The following is an 18,964-nucleotide window of genomic DNA, read 5'->3' on the forward strand; positions in this document are numbered from 1 at the left end:
CAAAAGTAGTCTATTCTTTAACGATATTTACGTTAAATATGCTAGCCTTGATTTTTATTTTCAAGTTCGTTAGGATCTAACTGTAATTTTTTAGGTTTAATCACAAATGGCGTAAACCAATCCCATGTCACACCAACTGTAAAGCGAGGAAAATTATCTACAAAACGGTAATTATAGTTATCTCTTCCAAAAGAGAATTTTGTAAAAAAGCCTAAATCATTATCCCATGGATATAAAATTCCAGTAGTAACTGATCGATACGGGACACTGGAAGGATGAGAACCTATGGTATAATCAAACTGCTGACTTAATGTAAAACGCATTTTTTTAAGATGGGAAGTAAACTCATATCCTAGCTCAAACTTATGTCTACCGTAAATGTCAATATCCTGTGGATTATAACCACCAAAATCAATTAAGCCCATAAATTTATCATGATACAATTGATAGGTAGCCGTCATAGAATGTATTTTTTGGGGAATATTGTCTTCGTTAAACGTATTTAATCTATAATTAAAACTAAAACGAGTCAAGTTAGTAGAGAAATTACCTGTACTCCTATTAAGTAGCGCTGCAAGATCAGTATCATCAGTAATACGATCATAAATTGCAATACTTTCTTCAGAATTATCTTCAAACTCAGTACTGAAAGCACTGCCTGCTTGCCCATTACTGAAATGACCTGACTCTATAGCTGCCGTTAGGAAGTTATCATCATCAGTTTTAATAATACGTTGCCATCCTATAAGAACTTTATAACTAGGTGTTTTAACTGGTTTAGATTCTTCATTATAGATTCTAAAATGAGGCTGAAAAGATAAGTAAACTGCATCACCGCTAGTAATTGTATCTTGATTTAAAGAACGACGCATATCATTATAGAAACCATAGTAAACCACAGGAGTTGCCTCTAAAAGAATTTGTTCATATGGATTATTACCTAATCCTATAGACGCTTCTGGTCTTACTGATATTGGATAATAATCTTTAAATCCTTTTAATTGATCTGTTTGCGCGTTTGAAACACTCACAAATAATAGTAATGATAATAACTTCACAAACTGATTCATGATCAAATAGTAATATTAAAAAACATTTTTATTTAGCAAGCTTGCGCAGTGCAACCCATTGCTTAAGCATCTCTCGAGAGTCCGTTGCTGGATAGCCCAGTACTGTTTTACCAGCAGCTACATTATTCATAACGCCACTACCAGCACCTACCGTTGCTCCTGACTCAATAGTTGTATGATCTTTTATAGATGCACTACCACCTATAATTACGCCATCACCTAAGGTTACAGATCCAGCAAGACCACTATGACCTGCCATGATACAACATCTTCCTAATATACAATTATGTGCAATTTGTACTAGATTATCAATTTTACAACCATCACCTATTATAGTTGAATTAAACTTAGCTCTATCGACACAAGAATTAGCACCTATCTCCACGCCATTACCTATTACAACATTTCCTATGTGAGGTATTTTAATAAGTCCACGACCATCATCTGATGGACGATATCCAAAACCATCTGCACCTATACTCACGTTATTATGAAATATACATTGAGCACCTATTTGAGAACGTTCTCTAATCACCGTTCCAGACCAGGCAACTGTTTGTGGACCAATAGTAGAGTCATCAAACACGCTTACATTATGATATAATTTCACTCCATCGCCCAAGGTTACATTTTTACCTACATAGCAATGCGCACCTATTTGGACACCTTTTCCTATAGTTGCCGTTTCGTGTACCACTGCTGTAGGATGAATATCTGTTTCAAAAACAGGTGTTGGTGGTAAAAAAGCTTCTAACATGTTAGCCATAGCTAGATCTGCGTTTTTTACTTTTATTAAAACGCGATTATCACCTGGCGCTAGTTCAATATTTTCACTAATGATTGCAATTGATGCCTTAGAATCTGCCCAGAATTTTGCATACTTCTTATTTCCTATAAAGGTTAAGTCAGATTTTGTAGCTTTTCTTATTTCTTCTATTCCTGTGATTTCTTGAGTGGTAGATCCTATAAGGGTACCTTCTAAAACGTCACAAATTTGTTGGGCAGTAAATGAATTCATTAAAATATATAAAGATGAATGGTAAAACTAACTCTTAACAGGCATAAAAAAAAACTCAGCACCATAGATGCTGAGTTTTTAAGAGCTTTAATGAATACGCTTTCGCGAAAGCGAGATACTACAACGTCTCCATATCAATTACAAAACGATACTTAACATCGTTTTTCTGAACGCGTTCAAAGGCATTATTAATATCTTGCATGTCAATCATTTCAATATCTGATGTGATATTATGTTCACCACAGAAATCTAACATCTCTTGCGTTTCTTTAATACCACCTATTAATGATCCAGCTAATTTTTTTCTTCTTAAAATAAGATTTGCACCGTGCACATTCTCTAAAGGTTCAATAGCTCCTACTAAACACATGGTACAATCTCTTTTAAGCAAGGCTAGATAAGGATTAACGTCATGGCCTACCGGTATCGTGTTAAGAATAAAATCAAAAGAATCATTGTGTTCTTTCATTTGACTTTCATCTTTTGAAATAATTACTTGATCTGCTCCTAGTCTTTTAGCATCCTTTGCTTTTTCTTCACTAGTGGTAATCATCACTGTTTCTGCTCCCATTGCAGCAGCAAATTTGATTCCCATGTGACCTAGACCACCAAGGCCAATAATACCTACTTTATCACCTTTTTTAACATTCCAGTGTTTTAATGGTGAATAGGTTGTTATACCAGCGCATAAAAGTGGTGCAACTGCTTTAGTATCAAGATTAGTCGGTACTTTAAGAACAAATTCCTCTCTTACCACTATAAGCTTAGAATATCCTCCTAGTGTATGACCTCCTAAATGTGGATCTTTACTATTATAAGTACTGGTAGAACCATTCTCACACCACATTTCTTGATCTTCCTTACAAGCACTACATTCCTGACAAGAGTCAACCATACAGCCTACTCCTACTAAGTCTCCTACTTTATGATTAGAAACATTGCTTCCCACAGCTGTCACTTTACCTATTATCTCATGTCCTGGTACGATAGGATATTTTGCATTTCCCCAATCATTAAGCTTTGCGTGTATATCACTATGACATACACCACAATACATGATGTCTATGGAAACATCGTTATCTAATAAATCACGGCGGTTAATATTAACTTCTTTTAAAGGCGCATCGTTTGCAGATGCTGCATATGCTTTTACTTCTTTCATAGTTATTAATTGTAGATACAAAATTTATAAAAATTATTGATTGATGGTACTAGAGAAATCATAAAGTGTTTAATTTTAAATAGAAATACTTAACGCCATTTTAAATTAGTATTGAAATGACAAACAGTATCTTTACTATAAGATTAAAAACCATGAATAAATTTCTCTACATCGCTATTGCTTTAATTATAACTTCTTGTAATTCTAAAACATCAAGCACCAATACAGATCATAGTACTGATAACAATCGTCTAGAATCACTAGAAGATCTTACCTTAACACAAGACTTTAAAGACTATTGGTACAGTGGTAAGGCAGAAATTTCTAGTTATGAACTCTCACAATCTAGATATGGAGAAATGCGTGATGGTAAATCTGTGATGATTTTTGTTACTGAACCATTCAATACAGTAGATGAAGTTAAGGCTGATAATCCATCAGATGATAATCGTCCTGTTATGAAACTAAATGTAACTAGAAATTTTAATACAGGTATCTATCCTTATTCTATTATGAGTAGCACCTTTTTACCATTAGATAAGAAGGATAATGCGATTAAAATATCTTCTAGTATTCAAGAATGGTGTGGACATACATACATGCAATTAAATCAATACGATAAGGTGTATGATGTAAGTTTGTTTTCTTATTTCCAGTCTGAACAAGAAGATTATTTTGAAGTCGAGCATGTCATGACTGAAAATCAAATTCCTGTGCAATTAAGGATAGACCCTACTTCAATGCCTACAGGCGATTTAAAATTAATTCCTAGTCTTGAGTATTTAAGATTAAAGCATGTCGAGACTAAACCTTATGAAGCAACTGCAAGTTTTAGAGAGATTGAGGATGGTTATTTATACAGTGTTAGGTACAAAGACTTAGATCGTATTATTGCTTTTAAAACTCAAAAAGAGGCTCCTTATAAAATCCTTTCTTGGATGGAGCGTTATAATGATAATGGTCAACCTGCCGTTTCTACAGGTACGTTAATTAAAACATTAAATACACCATACTGGTCGCAAAAAGGTAGTGAGTATCAAGTTTTAAGAGATAGTTTACAATTATGATCGATTTCTTAACCAGGACTGAAGTCATATTCACAATTGTTATCCTAATACTAACAATAGGTGTACACCGATTTGTGACATGGAGTGCTGCAAAACTTTCAAAAGATCTTAATCGATCAAAATTAAGACGTCAGTATATCAATAGATATGTAGGTTACTTACTATGGACGTTATCAACCATTGCAATTATTTTTGTTTGGGGAATTTCTAAAGACGGTTTCTGGACAGCACTGGCATCTACGTTTGCAGTAATAGGTGTTGCGTTGTTTGCAAACTGGAGTATTTTAAGCAACCTAACCTCTAGTTTTATACTATATTTTGCCTTTCCATTTAAAATAGGTGATCGTATTAGAATACATGATAAAGATTTACCGGTAACTGCTGTTATAGAAGATATTAAAGGCTTTTATACCGTACTTAAAACTAATGATGGCGAGACCATCACCTACCCTAATAACCTACTAATGCAAAAAGGTGTTAGCATTCTAGGAAATAAAAAAGAGTCTGTTTTTGATATTAACCATGTAGATGCTGATCCTACAGCAAGATAAACGCACTGTGATGGATTATGTTTTCAACATTGCAGGTACGTAGCAATTGCTAGTGCTTTATTTTATATCATATATAGCAATTTCTTTAAGGATTGTTCTAAAAATCAATGGATTTCAAACGAAACAATAGATACATTTGATTTATTAACTCAAAGAAAAGAATTACAACAATACCTTACTAATCTGTTCTATGAAGACAATAATAAAAACAGAAGTGCTGTAATAGCTTTTGATGATGATTATGTACAATATGCCATCTATTCAAGAAGGGATATCAAGTCACGTCCTATTTATTGCGAGGCTTCAAGTGGTGATTTTAATAAAACAGTTATCAGAACTATAGAACCCAATTATTCTCTATTATTAAAAAACGGTTTCTCAAAAGAGCTAGAATATAAATCTAACTACTCTAAGGAATACGATCGAAATCAAATTACAACCGTCGAAATAACTGAAGAACTATTCAGAATCATGGAAAAAGTATATCATATTGATTTTTCTACATCTAAAATTATAGAAGTCACGCACTTTTAGTCATTATACAAAAATTCCATTCTCGATATTACTAATTACCGCTTGCGCTGCAGCCTTACCATTCAGCATTGCTGCATTTAATGATCCATTGCTTAATTGATCACCAGCTAAGAAGATGTTTTGAGTAAGTTGAGTTTCAGTAGGGCTCATAGCATATTGAATGCTATCAAAAGTTGGCAATGCCTTTTTAATTTCCATCATTTGAATCAAATCGCCAGCTTTAATATGAGCCTGCTCTATAAGTTCTTTACGCACACGTTCTTCTAGTTGATCTTTAGTGAGATCATGTTTTGCCACAACGCTTACACTAATCACCTTTGGATGATTTTCAAAAACATCATTTAGAAAATGAAAGTTATTACTTAAACAATCATCACCAGCAATTAAACCGATGATAGGCTGGTCAAAACCATGATCATCTGTATCAAAATATAAAGTCTGAACACTGTGCCATGGATTATTTGACTTAGGTAAATTGGGCACTAAAACATCTGCAGGAGTAGCTATAATAGTATAATCACTCTTAAGATTGTCGCCGTTAACTAGTTGAATTGTATCTGCAACAACTTCTTTAACGGTGGTGTTTAATCGGATTTGTCCATCTAATTGATGAGCCATTTGTTCAGGTATTGCTTTGATTCCAGCAGCAGGAATAGTTGCGTTTCCTTCACTGAACATTTTAAAGACAAACTCAAACATACGACTACTCGTTTGCAGTTGAGTTTCTAGAAAAATACCGGTATAAAAAGGCTTAAAAAAGCTTTTGATCATCTTTTCAGAAAAACCATAATCTTGAAGATATTGAAGAGTAGTTTTTTCTGGGCTTTTAAAAATATCTATTAGATTCTTCTGTTTTAGCTTTCGCGAAAGCGTGTATACCTTCCATTTATCACTGACACTACCTACTCCAGCAACAATCGTTTTCCACGCATATTTCATATCACGTTGCGCATCACCTATTACGTGCTTTTTACCATCGATATAAATGACAGACGCAGGACTAAATTTTACTAAGTCTAAAGCATCTAAATTAAGGAACTCTTGCGCTGCTGGATAATGATCTAATAATACCTGAAAACCATGATCAAGCTTCATTGCGCCATTGATAGTTGTGTTTACTCGACCACCAATTGTAGCAGCCTGTTCTAATACTTGAGCATTATAACCAGCTTTTTTTAATGTAAGAGCCGCAGCTAGTCCACTTACACCAGCACCTATTATATGAATCTTTACGTCTTTATGAGCCATCAATATTTATTAAGAATACAAAGATAATAGCGCGACATCATCTACTTCCATTTTAACAAATATTTTACCAACAAATACATGCTTTTACAATCATGATAAGCAGTAAAAAAATCGCTAGAGCTTATCTTTGCATTTATAATTCACTGCTATGAACAAGTTTTTCAAATATCTAGCCATTACAGAAGGTTATTCTTTTTTATTAATCCTTTTTGTAACCATGCCGTTGAAGTATCTAGCAGCAATGCCTATGCCTAACAAGATTATAGGAATGGCACATGGTGTCCTTTTTCTTTCTTACATAGTCGTAGCGATATTAGTAGCTCAATTAAACAAATGGAGCTTTAAAACTTTACTTATTGTTTTAGCGATGTCTGTTGTACCATTTGGAACTTTCTGGATGGAAGAAAAATACTTGAACGATAATCAAGTAAAAGCTTAAAAGCCTTTCTTTTTCATTCGATCAGATTGATATTCAACTTCGGTCTTTCCATGTGCGAGAGGTTTACCATCTTCATCAAGATTTACTAAGATGATGTTTTCAATAGTAATGATTGTTTCATAAGTCATCTTATTACGCACCTCGCATTTAAGATCTATAGATGATCTACCGAATTTGTTAACCTCTAGTCCTATTTCAACAATATCTCCAGGTTTTGCACTGGCTCTAAAGTTGATCTCACTCATGTATTTAGTTACCACCTTTTGATTCTCTATTTGGATTATAGCATAAAGCGCTGCTTCCTCATCAATCCATTCTAGCAATCGGCCACCAAACAAGGTGCCATTAGGATTTAAATCTTCGGGTTTGATCCATTTTCTAGTGTGAAAATTCATAATATTTATTTTATTATAAAGATAATAGAATCATGGTTGCGGCCGAGTAAAAGTAGATACTCAAAATCAATAATTAAATAAGAAAAACTGACTATAAACGTAATCTATTATCTATTTAAAAGATTGTATCATCATTTTAAATATCACTCAATTTCCACTTACCTTTGCTTTAATGAAACACATTACCAGTCCACACAACGCCATCATCCGTCATGCAGAATTATTGCAACGCAAGAGTAAAGCACGTAAAAAAGAAGGCCTATTTCTTATTGAAGGACAACGCGAGATCATGCTAGGTGATCATGGTGGTTTTGAGTTACAGCAATTATTAGTCTGTGGATCTATTCTTTTAAATACAGAAGATTTTGAAGCTAGTGATGTCTACCACAAAATAAATATCAATAGTAATCCAGAAGTTATATCAGTTACTCAAGAAGTGTATGAGAAACTTGCATACAGGACAGGAACAGAAGGTGTTATCGCTTTCGCAAAAGCAAAATCTCAACAACTACAAGATTTAAAATTATCTAAGAATCCTTTAATCCTTATAGCAGAATCACCTGAAAAACCTGGGAATTTAGGTGCAATTTTAAGAACTGCAGATGCTGCAAAAGTAGATGCCGTTATCATCGCAAATCCAGTAGCAGATCTTTTTAATCCTAACGTAGTACGTTCTAGCGTAGGTTGTGTGTTTACCGTTCCTACTGCAACAGGTACAACTAGCGAAGTAGTGGATTTCTTAAAGTCCAAAAACATCAACTTATATGCAGCTACATTACAATCTAGTGAACGCTATGATGTCATGGATTATACTACCGGAAGCGCCATTGCACTAGGAACTGAGGCAACCGGATTATCTCAAGAAATACGAGACGCTGCCTTGAAAAACATAATTATCCCCATGAGTGGTGCTATAGATTCTATGAATCTTTCAGTAAGTGCAGCAATATTAATATTTGAGGCAAAAAGGCAACGAGATTTTAAATAATCAAAGCTTCTTATTTACCATTACATTTGTGAAAAATTAACCTATGGACGCTATTTCATTGTTCTATCTTATTATAGGAATACTTGTTTTTGATTTTATATTAGATCAATTATTAGGTTATCTTAATTATACATGGTATTCTAAAGATGTTCCCCAAGAATTGAATGACGTCTATGATGCCGATGAGTATGCTAAATCACAAGAGTATAAAAAGACCAATTATCGATTCAGTCTATTAAGCAGCAGTATTTCCTTTATTGCAATTCTGATTTTTTTATTTTATGATGGATTTGCTATTATCGACACATGGGCACGCACTTTAGTAAATCACGATATACTAGTTGGCTTATTATTTTTTACAGTCATTGCGGCCGCTGGTGAAATCATCTCACTACCTTTTTCCTACTACTCTACTTTTGTAATTGAAGAAAAATTTGGTTTTAATAAAACAACGATAAAGACTTTTATCATCGATAAAATCAAAGGTTGGTTGCTTACCGCAATTCTAGGCGGTGGAATATTGTCTCTCGTAATTGTATGTTATGATTGGGCTGGAGCAAATTTCTGGTGGTATGTATGGATTTTGATTTTTGCGATCTCTCTATTGATGAATATGTTCTATGCGCGCTGGTTTGTTCCACTTTTTAATAAACAAACACCTCTAGAAGAAGGAACTTTAAAAACGTCAATTGGAAATTATGCACAAGGTGTAGGTTTTCAACTCGATAAGATTTTTGTGATAGATGGTAGTAAAAGATCTACTAAGGCTAATGCGTACTTCAGTGGTTTTGGAAGTGAGAAACGTGTAACACTTTATGACACATTAATTTCTAAATTAACTGAAGAAGAAATAGTTGCCGTACTAGCTCACGAGGTTGGGCATTATAAACGTAAACATATCATTTATAACTTGATAGCAAGTACTATTACGACAGGTTTTACACTATGGTTGTTTTCATTATTTGTCGATAGCGCAACACTTTCAGAGGCTCTAGGTGTGGCCATACCTTCTTTCCATGTCGGTTTAGTGGCATTTGGACTGCTTTACTCGCCTATTTCTACGATTACTGGAATAGTGATGAGTTCGCTTTCGCGAAAATTTGAATATGAAGCCGATGCTTTTGCAAAAGATACTTATAAAGGAGAACCGCTCATCGATGCACTTAAAAAATTGAATAAAACCAGTTTAAGCAATCTTACACCGCATCCAGCTTATGTCTTCTTCAACTACTCGCATCCTACACTATATCAAAGAATGATGGCGATGAGAGAAAATTAGACAATTGTATCCATCAATGAAATTCAATTAATTGCCAAGATGCAAAATTTCATTCCAATCAGAAAATTTATTTGAAATAACCATTAATTTCAAATTAAAGTTAGCCCATTAGTTCGAGTTCAAATTCAAGTTCAAATCCCTATTTTTGCACAAATAAAAAAATCAAATGCTTATACTAGGAATAGCTGGTGGAACTGGAAGTGGAAAAACCACAGTCGTAGACCAAATGGTCCATACCTATCCAGATCATGAAGTAAATGTAATCTCTCAAGACTCCTATTATAAAGACACTTCCCATTTGAGTTATGAAGAACGTGTGAAAATCAACTTTGATCATCCAGGAAGTATCGACTTTGAATTATTAGAGAAACACCTGCTTGAACTTAAAGAAGGTAAAACAATTGATCAACCAGTTTATTCTTTTGTCGAGCACAACCGTACTGGTGAAGTGGTTAAAACAGCACCTTCTAAAGTGGTAATCGTTGAAGGGATTTTAATACTTACCCAACCACGCATTAGAGATCTATTTGATATTAAAGTCTACATTGATTGTGATAGTGATGAACGATTGATACGCAGGTTGAAAAGAGATATCGCAGATCGCGGTCGTGATCTCACAGAAGTTCTAGAACGTTACCAAAACACATTAAAACCGATGCATCAGCAATTTATTGAGCCTACTAAGGCCTATGCAGATGTGATTATACCTACTAATCGATTTAATACAGTAGGTGTTCAAATCTTAAGAGGTATAATCGACCAACGATTGGCTGAATTTTCTTAAATTTCACATAATGAAGTGGAATCAGTTAAAACAGAATAAATATTGGAAAGTTTTTACTAATAAGTACGTACTTATCAGTATCATATTTGTGATATGGATTTTGTTCTTAGATGCAAACGCTTGGCTTATTTCCCATAGAGAACTGGACCAACAAATCGTAGAAAAAGAACAAAATGTTGATTTCTATAAACGAGGTATCCAGAAGGATCAAAATAGAATTAAGGCATTAAAAGATAGCGCTGGCATTGAAAAATTTGCTCGTGAACGCTATTTAATGAAAAGAGAAAATGAAGAAGTGTTTATCATACAACACGCAGATTCCCTAAAAAAAGACACAAATGAGTAATCGATTGTTTGAAGGTTTTGAACCTGTCTCAGAAACGGCCTGGAAACAAAAAATCCAGATGGACCTTAAAGGTGCAGATTATAACGAGACACTAGTCACTAAAACAAATACTGGAATCGATATTAAACCGATATATCACAGTGACAGTGCTCCACAATTAAATATTCCTGCTCGTGCCACAGATAACTGGTTTATTTCTCAAAGAATCTATGCTGGTAATGCTACGGCAGCAAACAAGAAAGCAAAAGACGTATTAAATCGTGGTAGTGAAGGTGTACTTTTTGTTATCCCTAATAAAGAAATTGACCCAACGGTTTTACTTAAAGGATTACCAGAATATGGAATTCAAATCCATCCACAATTTATGGACTTGGATTACATAAAACAGGTACATGATATCAATCCTAAAGCTTACGTACATATTGATATTATCAATCAATTAGCAAGTGATGGAAACTGGTTTAATGATTCAAAAAAGGATCATTACAACTATGCTGAGTTCATTAAATCATTCTCAGCATACTTTTCTCAGTTTACAGTAAACACGAGTTTATATCAAAATGCTGGTGCTACTACCACTCAAGAATTAGGCTATTATGCAGCACATTTAAACGAGTATTTAAATCACTATTGCGATACCAGTAAAGAGCATGATGCAGGTGTTTATGAAGCTTTCGCGAAAGCAGAAAAAAGAATCAACATAGACACTTCCATAGGTAATAATTACTTTATGGAAATTGCAAAATATAGAGCATATCGGTTAATAACCAAAGCTATAGGCAATCTCTATAGTATAGACTTAAAATGCTATATCACAGCGAGTCCAAGTCTCCGAAATAAATCTTTACTTGACTATAATGTCAACTTATTACGCACCACGACAGAATGTATGAGTGCCGTCTTAGGAGGCGCAGATACCTTATATAATTTATCTTATGACGCCTTCTTTAATAAAGAAAATGAGTTTGGAGATCGTATAGCTCGCAACCAACTACGCATCTTAAAAGATGAAGCTTATTTAGAAAAAATAAATAATGCAGCAGATGGTTCTTACTATATCGATACACTAACAAAACAACTTACAGAAAAAGCCTTAGATCTTTTTAAAATGATAGAAAATGGCGGTGGTTTTGTACAATCGTTATTTGATGGCACGATACAACGCAAAATAAAAGAAAGTGCGGCACAAGAATTAAGTGACTTAGGCAATGGTAAAAAAATTCTCGTTGGTGTCAATAAATATCCAAATGCAGATTTGCCACTACAAAAGGAGTATGAATTATACCCATTTGTAAAAGCAAATCCTCGTAAGACTCTTATAGCTCCTATTGTTCCTACTCGACTAGCCGAGTCTATTGAAAAAGCACAGTTGTAATGAAAAGAAAAGATATATCTCAAGTAAAAGCCGATTTTAATTTTGCTTCTTCTCAAAAAGCTGATTTACCAGTTTATGAAACATCTGAAGGAATTGATATCAAAAAGTACTATTCTAAAGAAGATACTGAACATTTAGAACATTTAAATTTTGTAGCTGGACTTGCACCTAATTTACGTGGTCCTTATTCTACAATGTATGTGCGTCGTCCATGGACCGTTCGCCAATATGCTGGTTTCTCAAGTGCTACAGAGTCTAATTCCTTTTACAGACGCAATCTCGCTGCTGGACAGAAAGGACTTTCTGTCGCCTTTGACCTTGCAACACATCGTGGTTATGATAGTGATCATGAGCGTGTCGTTGGTGATGTAGGAAAGGCTGGTGTTGCAATCGATAGTGTTGAAGACATGAAAGTGCTTTTTGATGGAATACCATTAGATAAAATGTCTGTTTCTATGACCATGAATGGTGCTGTGTTACCCATCATGGCATTTTACATCGTTGCTGCTATGGAGCAAGGCGTAGATCCTGCTTTATTAAGCGGAACAATACAAAATGACATCTTAAAGGAATTTATGGTGCGCAACACCTATATCTATCCGCCATCGCCTAGTATGCAGATTATATCTGACATTTTTGAATACACGAGCAAAAACATGCCTAAATTCAACTCGATTTCTATATCGGGTTATCACATGTATGAAGCTGGTGCAACTAGTGATATAGAACTTGCCTACACGCTAGCAGATGGATTGGAATACGTACGTAAAGGTCTTGCCGCCGGAATGGATATCGACACCTTTGCTCCTAGACTATCGTTTTTCTGGGCCATAGGAATGAATCACTTTATGGAAATAGCCAAAATGCGTGCTGCACGCATGTTATGGGCTAAAATGATTCAACAGTTTAATCCTAAAAACCCTAAGTCTCTAGCTTTAAGAACACATTGCCAGACATCTGGTTGGTCGCTTACAGAACAAGATCCTTTTAATAACGTGGCACGTACGACTATTGAAGCTGCTGCGGCCGCCTTTGGTGGTACACAAAGTCTACATACCAACGCACTAGATGAAGCTATTGCTTTGCCTACAGACTTCAGCGCACGCATAGCTCGTAATACGCAGTTGTTCTTACAAGAAGAAACTGGAATTACTAAAACGGTAGATCCTTGGGCTGGTTCTTATTACGTCGAGTCTCTAACTAACGATATCGCTCATAAAGCCTGGGAACTTATAGAAGAGGTAGAAGAACTAGGCGGAATGACCAAGGCGATTGAAGCCGGAATTCCTAAAATGCGTATTGAAGAAGCTGCTGCCAAGAAGCAAGCGCGCATAGATAGCGGTATAGACACCATCGTAGGCGTTAATAAATACCCAAGTCCAGATGAAGATCTGATTGATACGCTAGAAGTTGATAATGCTGCCGTGCGCATTGAACAAGTCAATCGTTTAAAAGAGATAAGAGCTTCTCGAAATACCGAAAAGGTTCAGAAAGCGCTTGAAAACCTTACAGATTGTGCAAGAAGCAAGAATGGCAACTTACTAGAACTCGCTGTTATAGCTGCTCAAGAACGTGCTACTCTCGGTGAAATATCAGATGCTTTGGAGAGCGTTTATGGAAGATATCGTGCACAAATAAAAAGTGTTCAAGGTGTTTATAAAAAAGAGATTATGAATGATCCTGCTTTCGCGAAAGCGCAACAACTAGCTGACCAATTTGCTCAAAAAGAAGGTCGCCGCCCTAGAATCATGATTGCCAAAATGGGACAAGATGGACATGATCGTGGAGCAAAAGTAGTCGCTACTGGTTATGCTGATGTAGGCTTTGATGTGGACATAGGTCCACTGTTTCAAACACCAGCCGAAGCTGCAAAACAGGCTGTAGAAAACGATGTGCATGTATTAGGCGTAAGCTCTTTAGCTGCAGGACATAAAACCCTTGTTCCTCAAGTAATGGAAGAGCTCAAAAAATATGGGCGTGAAGACATAATGATCGTCGTTGGTGGTGTGATTCCACGCAAAGATTACCAGTATTTATTTGACGCTGGAGTAGCTGCTGTCTTTGGTCCTGGTACTAAAATCAGTGATGCAGCAATTGATATTTTAGGGTTGTTGATGGAGGATTAAATTGAAAGGACTTGGAACCATTATTACGATATGGGATAAAATAGTAGTGCTTCTTTATCTATTATCTGGTTTGTTACTTTTTGTAACATATTATTATGCTCTTTTGCCTATTGCGGTCATTCACAAATTATTTGTTGCATTTGGTATCGGATGGTCATTTATGCTTTATGGATTATTTTACAAAAAATTAAAACAACCTTTTATTGTAACAAGCTTTATTGTATTTTCTATAATTCAAATTATTATTTATGTAAGTTTCAAAAATGAATCCATCTTTTTTGATAGAATTGGAGGAACATATTTAAGTACACTCTTGTTCTTACCAGCCATGTTAATTTCTTATCATTTGTTTAATCTATTAAATCGATTCATATATAAAGATGATTTAATCATTACTGGACCTGGTAATCGTTTGGGACAGCCTCAAAACGGAAGAAAAATTAGAACTTTAGATTTTGTGTTTTCCTTTGCAGGAGCGTTATTGTTCCTTTTTGGCGTTACTATTTTATTTTAATTCGTTATCACATCAGTCCCTAAGAACTTATCATCTTTATTATAATACCATTGGCGCACTTTAGGCATATTGATTCCGCTGGTTTCATAATTTTCAGTTAGAATAATGTATTCACCACTAGTTCTATCGATATCACCTTTTTGATCACGCTTGAAAAACTGATATATTTCCATTTTATAGGTCGTAGGGTCAAAATAAAAGTACCACACGTCGCTACCTACATTTTCATCATACATCACCTCAAGGACTAGGTATTCTTTACCTTTAAAGCTTTTACGTTCCACTTGATTTGTTATAAAAGTTCCTGGATCTTCTAGCTTCATAGGTAAGCCGTAGAGATAAGTGTAATAGTTTTGCATAAATAATGCTCGTTCTTCATCTTTAAAAGTGGTTTCTAGTTGAGCCATCGGTTTCTTCTCATCTATCTTGAGTACGGTAGCATCACCTTTTTCTACTACATATGAGGTTGTAATACTATCACGGTTGACCACTAATGCAAATCGCTCAGCTGGTAGGTTTATATCAATATTACTTACACGATCAGGATTCCCAGGAGTAGTCATAGTTACTTGAAAATAATCTTGAAACGTTAGCCAGTTCCCATCAGGATCATGATGTTGAATCGCCTTATCTAGCAATTGTTGTCCTGTTAATTCTTGAGCTTGTAAGATAAACGTGTTTAGAAAAAGAAATAAGTAAAAAAATCGCATAGTCTGAATCATTTTAGAAAGCCTAAATTAGAATATTAATTCTATTCAGATATTAAAATATGCTACTCATTCATTCACCCGTTGGTCCACTAGCTATTATAATTGCTAGTATCATCATTTTAGGATCTGCTATAACTCTCTTTACCTTTGGTTATTTAAAGCGTGAATCAAACAAAAATCTTTCTACCATTTGCTATTATCTAGCATCGGGATATTTGTTCATGATACTAATAGCATATTACTTTACCGTGATTTAATTTTTTCTCGCTAATCTTCTAGCGAGACGTTTTTTATAAATCTTTAAACGGATACGCTGTACTCCACCACGTTGATCTTCAGGTATCGCCTCTATTCTATCGATATCTCTTTTTAATCGGTCGATACTTGCTATATTATCACTAATTCTTATTCCTATCGCAACATTAAAGTAATTACCGCTATTAAAAGCATTACTTAAAGCTGGTGCTGTCGCTATTTTATAATCTACCATTTCAAAGCTAGGACTAGCAAATACAGATATCGCTGGAGTAAACTCATATTCAATACTCGTTGTAAACCTGAATAGAGTTCCACTATCTCTAAATTTTGCGCCGCCTTGAGCTGTTGTTTGACGATTCTTATTCTGGCTGTATCCTATACCGATATCTCCAGTAACATGCCATAAATCTGTAAAGCGGTAATCATATCCTGCAAACAGGTATGCGTTAAATTTTGTAGCTCTATCATAATTACCAACGATATCCACATCGTTAACTTTCATAAAATCATTAGATAATGCTGCACCGATATAAAGACCTTTATAAAGATATGCCTGTGTACGAATACCAAAGCCTAAACCACCGCTTAATCCATTGCCTATATAATTATCACCCATAGGCGTACCTCGCTGTATAAAAAGATCAGTCACATTTCTTCTTAACCGACTACTTTCTGGATCAGATATTGAATCTGTTTGTGCAAACATGCTATTAGAAAGCAATAGAGTTATTGCAATAATTAAGAATCTAAAATTGAACGACATAATTCTCTGTTGCATTAGTAACCATAAATTGCTCTGTAATTAAAGAACCTGTAGCATCTTCATATTCAACCGTCATTATAGAAGGATAAACCGTTTCAATATCGATAAATGTATCGCTAGACGACTGATTAAAAGGTAAAAACTCTCGATCTTCACATACAACCTCAGTTGTAATTCCTTCTTCTGTAAACTGGGAACAGTTTAATGATTCAAAAAATATTGAAGCATTAAAAACCTCTGTCACAGCAGTTGTGTTTGTAAAACTTAAGTTGACCACGGCCGACTGTTTCAATGTTTGAGTTGGAATATTATAATCTAACGTACCGGCATAATTTCCATTACTAATACTTATGTTACGTCTAGGATAATCTGTAGATGTAAGACTAAAACTGGTTTGCTCATCTGTATTAACAAGCATTAAAAAAGAAACATCACCATTAGAATCAGTAATACCAGAACCTAGAATAAAATCCTCATCTGCAGGACTAAATTTAGTAAAGCCGCTGGATTGAAAATCATAAGAATAAAATCCGCTATACACAACGACTTCTACATTCTCAACAGGATTATTAGCACCATCTACAACAGTTGTAGAAAATAATGCTCTTTTATTATTATCAATTCTGGCTTCGCAAGAAATTAATAATACTATAAGGCTTAAGCATATTAAATATTTCATATTTCCTATTTTACAATAGATGCAAAGTAATTATAATAGTTGCGTAACAGCTATAAAAAAAGGCCACAAATTCTAGTTTATAGAACTTGTGGCCTTAATTATATCAAATAATAAATTTATTCTTTGTGCATAAACGCCTGTTTTGCTCTAAGAGTTGTTTCATCTTCCACATGGTTATCATCTGGTACACAACAATCTACGGGACATACTGCCGCACATTGTGGCTCCTCATGAAAACCTACACACTCTGTACATTTATCTGGTACGATATAATAAAACTCGTCACTTACAGGTTCCTGAGTCTGATTAGAATCTACTTCTTTTCCATTAGGAAGAACTACATTTCCATCTAGATCTGTACCATCTGCATAGCGCCAGTCGTCTGCTGCTTCATAGATTGCGGTATTAGGACACTCAGGTTCACAAGCACCGCAGTTAATACATTCGTCTGTTATGATGATTGCCATAGCTGTTTTATTTACTTTTGTGCAAAAATAATGCCCATTGAACTCACTGGCAATTAATACCACGTTAAATGATAGAATTTCCGCTTTCGCGAAAGCGGGATCTCTACTTACCTCCTATTTAAAAAAGGAGCCTACAGACGCAACGACTACAATTGAAGCTGCTTTTTATAAAGCACAGGCTAAAAACTCATGGTTTACAGATGAAAATCTAAATCATGCCTTTGAGCAATGGTCTCTAGCTCTCACTGAAGATGCTCTTAAAATATGGACTGCACCATACCATCTTAAAAATATTTCACCGAGAACGGTTGCCATTATTACAGCAGGTAATTTACCATTAGTAGGATTTCATGATGTGTTATCTGTAATTATTACAGGTCACCATGCCATGATTAAAAATAGTAGTAATGATGATGTGTTAACTCCTATGTTATTGCAACTTGCGACAGATCATTTACCAGAATTATCACAATCTTACAGCTATAATGATGGTCGACTTACGGGCTATGATGCTGTAATTGCTACTGGAAGCGACAATACGGCTCGTTATTTTGAGTATTATTTTGGTTCTAAACCTAATATTATACGTAAAAACAGAAATAGTATTGCTGTGCTTACCGGTTCTGAAACTATTAATCACATGGAGGCTTTAAGTGAAGATGTGTTCAATTACTTTGGTTTAGGATGTCGTAGCGTTAGTCATTTAATGGTGCCACGTGGATACAACTTTGATTTATTCTTTAACGGTATGTTTAAACAGCAACACTTGATAAAGAACGAAAAGTATGTCAACAACTATGACTATAACAAGGCTGTTTATCTAATGAGTGAATTTGATTTATTGGACAATGAATTCTTATTAATTAAGGAAGAAAATGAGAGTTATAGTTCGCCAATAGCCTCTTTAGGGTACAGTTTTTATGATGATATCAGTGATGTGGCAGACCAAATCAAAAACGACGCTGATAAGCTACAATGTGTAGTTGCTCAAGGAAAAGCTGCACAAACAATTAAAGCAAATCTTGGAAATTTAACGGCACCAGCTGTGGTAGATTTTGGCACAACACAATGTCCTATGTTAAACGATTATGCAGATGGTGTGGATACGGTTGATTTCTTGTTGACATTATCTTAATCATTTATTGATTTTCTAACGTGCTTTGGGTTGATAATTTGCATTTTTGTAAATAT

20 protein-coding genes are annotated in these 18,964 nt (G+C 34.8%); 11 read left to right on the plus strand and 9 right to left on the minus strand.

Annotation, left to right across the window (positions count from 1 at the left end):
- Nucleotides 1–41 precede the first annotated feature (41 nt).
- From IL45_RS00990 to IL45_RS01000, 3 genes are all read right to left on the minus strand, one after another.
- Nucleotides 42–1,070 carry a hypothetical protein gene (locus tag IL45_RS00990; protein ID WP_051788595.1) on the minus strand — a complete coding sequence of 343 codons (1,029 nt, stop codon included), beginning with the start codon at nucleotides 1,068–1,070 and terminating at the stop codon, nucleotides 42–44.
- Between the two features lie 28 nt (nucleotides 1,071–1,098).
- On the minus strand, nucleotides 1,099–2,088 hold the full coding sequence (gene lpxD, locus IL45_RS00995; RefSeq protein ID WP_036579179.1) for a UDP-3-O-(3-hydroxymyristoyl)glucosamine N-acyltransferase: 990 nt from the start codon (nucleotides 2,086–2,088) through the stop codon (nucleotides 1,099–1,101).
- A 118-nt stretch (nucleotides 2,089–2,206) separates the two neighbouring features.
- The gene (locus IL45_RS01000) at nucleotides 2,207–3,250 is read right to left on the minus strand and encodes an NAD(P)-dependent alcohol dehydrogenase (RefSeq protein ID WP_036579180.1); all 1,044 of its coding nucleotides are present in this window, start codon (nucleotides 3,248–3,250) and stop codon (nucleotides 2,207–2,209) included.
- Nucleotides 3,251–3,402: 152 nt separating this feature from the next.
- On the opposite strand from IL45_RS01000, the gene IL45_RS01005 reads away from it, so the two are divergent.
- Both IL45_RS01005 and IL45_RS01010 read left to right on the plus strand, forming a co-directional pair.
- Nucleotides 3,403–4,317, plus strand: coding sequence for a septum formation inhibitor Maf (locus IL45_RS01005; RefSeq protein WP_200875658.1), 915 nt, complete (start codon nucleotides 3,403–3,405; stop codon nucleotides 4,315–4,317).
- Nucleotides 4,314–4,868 carry a mechanosensitive ion channel domain-containing protein gene (locus IL45_RS01010; protein ID WP_036579183.1) on the plus strand — a complete coding sequence of 185 codons (555 nt, stop codon included), beginning with the start codon at nucleotides 4,314–4,316 and terminating at the stop codon, nucleotides 4,866–4,868. Before IL45_RS01005 ends, IL45_RS01010 begins: the two co-directional genes overlap by 4 nt.
- 537 nt (nucleotides 4,869–5,405) lie before the next feature.
- Here IL45_RS01010 and IL45_RS01015 read toward each other — a convergent pair.
- Complete coding sequence (locus IL45_RS01015) at nucleotides 5,406–6,650, minus strand: FAD-dependent oxidoreductase (protein WP_036579184.1); 1,245 nt, start codon at nucleotides 6,648–6,650, stop codon at nucleotides 5,406–5,408.
- A 148-nt stretch (nucleotides 6,651–6,798) separates the two neighbouring features.
- Between IL45_RS01015 and IL45_RS01020 the strand changes: the two genes are divergently transcribed.
- Nucleotides 6,799–7,089, plus strand: coding sequence for a DUF3817 domain-containing protein (locus IL45_RS01020; RefSeq protein ID WP_036579186.1), 291 nt, complete (start codon nucleotides 6,799–6,801; stop codon nucleotides 7,087–7,089).
- Here IL45_RS01020 and IL45_RS01025 read toward each other — a convergent pair.
- The gene (locus tag IL45_RS01025) at nucleotides 7,086–7,484 is read right to left on the minus strand and encodes an acyl-CoA thioesterase (protein WP_036579187.1); all 399 of its coding nucleotides are present in this window, start codon (nucleotides 7,482–7,484) and stop codon (nucleotides 7,086–7,088) included. The genes IL45_RS01020 and IL45_RS01025 overlap by 4 nt on opposite strands.
- Nucleotides 7,485–7,656: 172 nt before the next feature.
- On the opposite strand from IL45_RS01025, the gene IL45_RS01030 reads away from it, so the two are divergent.
- From IL45_RS01030 to IL45_RS01060, 7 genes are all read left to right on the plus strand, one after another.
- Complete coding sequence (locus tag IL45_RS01030) at nucleotides 7,657–8,472, plus strand: TrmH family RNA methyltransferase (RefSeq protein ID WP_036579189.1); 816 nt, start codon at nucleotides 7,657–7,659, stop codon at nucleotides 8,470–8,472.
- Between the two features lie 43 nt (nucleotides 8,473–8,515).
- Nucleotides 8,516–9,751 carry a M48 family metallopeptidase gene (locus IL45_RS01035; protein ID WP_036579190.1) on the plus strand — a complete coding sequence of 412 codons (1,236 nt, stop codon included), beginning with the start codon at nucleotides 8,516–8,518 and terminating at the stop codon, nucleotides 9,749–9,751.
- A gap of 166 nt (nucleotides 9,752–9,917) precedes the next feature.
- Nucleotides 9,918–10,535: a uridine kinase gene (udk, locus tag IL45_RS01040; RefSeq protein ID WP_006795138.1), complete on the plus strand. Its 618-nt coding sequence runs from the start codon at nucleotides 9,918–9,920 to the stop codon at nucleotides 10,533–10,535.
- A 10-nt stretch (nucleotides 10,536–10,545) separates the two neighbouring features.
- Nucleotides 10,546–10,881, plus strand: a complete 336-nt coding sequence (locus IL45_RS01045) for an FtsB family cell division protein (RefSeq protein WP_036579192.1) — start codon at nucleotides 10,546–10,548, stop codon at nucleotides 10,879–10,881.
- Nucleotides 10,874–12,256 carry a methylmalonyl-CoA mutase subunit beta gene (locus IL45_RS01050; protein WP_036579195.1) on the plus strand — a complete coding sequence of 461 codons (1,383 nt, stop codon included), beginning with the start codon at nucleotides 10,874–10,876 and terminating at the stop codon, nucleotides 12,254–12,256. Before IL45_RS01045 ends, IL45_RS01050 begins: the two co-directional genes overlap by 8 nt.
- Entirely contained in the window at nucleotides 12,256–14,382 is a 2,127-nt protein-coding gene (gene scpA / locus IL45_RS01055; RefSeq protein WP_036579196.1) for a methylmalonyl-CoA mutase, read from the plus strand. Before IL45_RS01050 ends, scpA begins: the two co-directional genes overlap by 1 nt.
- Before the next feature lies 1 nt (nucleotide 14,383).
- Nucleotides 14,384–14,896: a hypothetical protein gene (locus tag IL45_RS01060; RefSeq protein WP_036579199.1), complete on the plus strand. Its 513-nt coding sequence runs from the start codon at nucleotides 14,384–14,386 to the stop codon at nucleotides 14,894–14,896.
- Here the strand turns inward: IL45_RS01060 and IL45_RS01065 are convergent.
- The 4 genes from IL45_RS01065 to IL45_RS01080 form a co-directional block, all read right to left on the minus strand.
- Nucleotides 14,893–15,606 carry a DUF6503 family protein gene (locus IL45_RS01065; RefSeq protein ID WP_036579320.1) on the minus strand — a complete coding sequence of 238 codons (714 nt, stop codon included), beginning with the start codon at nucleotides 15,604–15,606 and terminating at the stop codon, nucleotides 14,893–14,895. The two genes, IL45_RS01060 and IL45_RS01065, sit on opposite strands and share 4 nt — an antisense overlap.
- A gap of 253 nt (nucleotides 15,607–15,859) precedes the next feature.
- Entirely contained in the window at nucleotides 15,860–16,627 is a 768-nt protein-coding gene (locus IL45_RS01070) for a hypothetical protein (RefSeq protein WP_146128677.1), read from the minus strand.
- Nucleotides 16,611–17,306 carry a hypothetical protein gene (locus tag IL45_RS01075; protein ID WP_036579203.1) on the minus strand — a complete coding sequence of 232 codons (696 nt, stop codon included), beginning with the start codon at nucleotides 17,304–17,306 and terminating at the stop codon, nucleotides 16,611–16,613. Before IL45_RS01075 ends, IL45_RS01070 begins: the two co-directional genes overlap by 17 nt.
- Nucleotides 17,307–17,422: 116 nt before the next feature.
- On the minus strand, nucleotides 17,423–17,773 hold the full coding sequence (locus IL45_RS01080; RefSeq protein ID WP_036579206.1) for a 4Fe-4S binding protein: 351 nt from the start codon (nucleotides 17,771–17,773) through the stop codon (nucleotides 17,423–17,425).
- A 37-nt stretch (nucleotides 17,774–17,810) separates the two neighbouring features.
- Between IL45_RS01080 and IL45_RS01085 the strand changes: the two genes are divergently transcribed.
- The gene (locus IL45_RS01085) at nucleotides 17,811–18,908 is read left to right on the plus strand and encodes an autophagy-related protein 101 (protein WP_036579208.1); all 1,098 of its coding nucleotides are present in this window, start codon (nucleotides 17,811–17,813) and stop codon (nucleotides 18,906–18,908) included.
- The last annotated feature ends 56 nt before the right edge of the window (nucleotides 18,909–18,964 follow it).

It is taken from the genome of Nonlabens ulvanivorans, from assembly GCF_000732625.1.
In the GTDB taxonomy this organism is placed as follows: Bacteria; Bacteroidota; Bacteroidia; order Flavobacteriales; family Flavobacteriaceae; genus Nonlabens; species Nonlabens ulvanivorans.

Excerpts from the sequence above, each read along its gene's own strand:
- IL45_RS00990 (WP_051788595.1), bottom strand. The coding sequence starts at position 1,070 with ATGAATCAGTTTGTGAAGTTATTATCATTACTATTATTTGTGAGTGTT.
- lpxD (WP_036579179.1), bottom strand. The coding sequence starts at position 2,088 with ATGAATTCATTTACTGCCCAACAAATTTGTGACGTTTTAGAAGGTACC.
- IL45_RS01000 (WP_036579180.1), bottom strand. The coding sequence starts at position 3,250 with ATGAAAGAAGTAAAAGCATATGCAGCATCTGCAAACGATGCGCCTTTA.
- IL45_RS01005 (WP_200875658.1), top strand. The coding sequence starts at position 3,403 with ATGAATAAATTTCTCTACATCGCTATTGCTTTAATTATAACTTCTTGT.
- IL45_RS01010 (WP_036579183.1), top strand. The coding sequence starts at position 4,314 with ATGATCGATTTCTTAACCAGGACTGAAGTCATATTCACAATTGTTATC.
- IL45_RS01015 (WP_036579184.1), bottom strand. The coding sequence starts at position 6,650 with ATGGCTCATAAAGACGTAAAGATTCATATAATAGGTGCTGGTGTAAGT.
- IL45_RS01020 (WP_036579186.1), top strand. The coding sequence starts at position 6,799 with ATGAACAAGTTTTTCAAATATCTAGCCATTACAGAAGGTTATTCTTTT.
- IL45_RS01025 (WP_036579187.1), bottom strand. The coding sequence starts at position 7,484 with ATGAATTTTCACACTAGAAAATGGATCAAACCCGAAGATTTAAATCCT.
- IL45_RS01030 (WP_036579189.1), top strand. The coding sequence starts at position 7,657 with ATGAAACACATTACCAGTCCACACAACGCCATCATCCGTCATGCAGAA.
- IL45_RS01035 (WP_036579190.1), top strand. The coding sequence starts at position 8,516 with ATGGACGCTATTTCATTGTTCTATCTTATTATAGGAATACTTGTTTTT.
- udk (WP_006795138.1), top strand. The coding sequence starts at position 9,918 with ATGCTTATACTAGGAATAGCTGGTGGAACTGGAAGTGGAAAAACCACA.
- IL45_RS01045 (WP_036579192.1), top strand. The coding sequence starts at position 10,546 with ATGAAGTGGAATCAGTTAAAACAGAATAAATATTGGAAAGTTTTTACT.
- IL45_RS01050 (WP_036579195.1), top strand. The coding sequence starts at position 10,874 with ATGAGTAATCGATTGTTTGAAGGTTTTGAACCTGTCTCAGAAACGGCC.
- scpA (WP_036579196.1), top strand. The coding sequence starts at position 12,256 with ATGAAAAGAAAAGATATATCTCAAGTAAAAGCCGATTTTAATTTTGCT.
- IL45_RS01065 (WP_036579320.1), bottom strand. The coding sequence starts at position 15,606 with ATGCGATTTTTTTACTTATTTCTTTTTCTAAACACGTTTATCTTACAA.
- IL45_RS01070 (WP_146128677.1), bottom strand. The coding sequence starts at position 16,627 with ATGTCGTTCAATTTTAGATTCTTAATTATTGCAATAACTCTATTGCTT.
- IL45_RS01075 (WP_036579203.1), bottom strand. The coding sequence starts at position 17,306 with ATGAAATATTTAATATGCTTAAGCCTTATAGTATTATTAATTTCTTGC.
- IL45_RS01080 (WP_036579206.1), bottom strand. The coding sequence starts at position 17,773 with ATGGCAATCATCATAACAGACGAATGTATTAACTGCGGTGCTTGTGAA.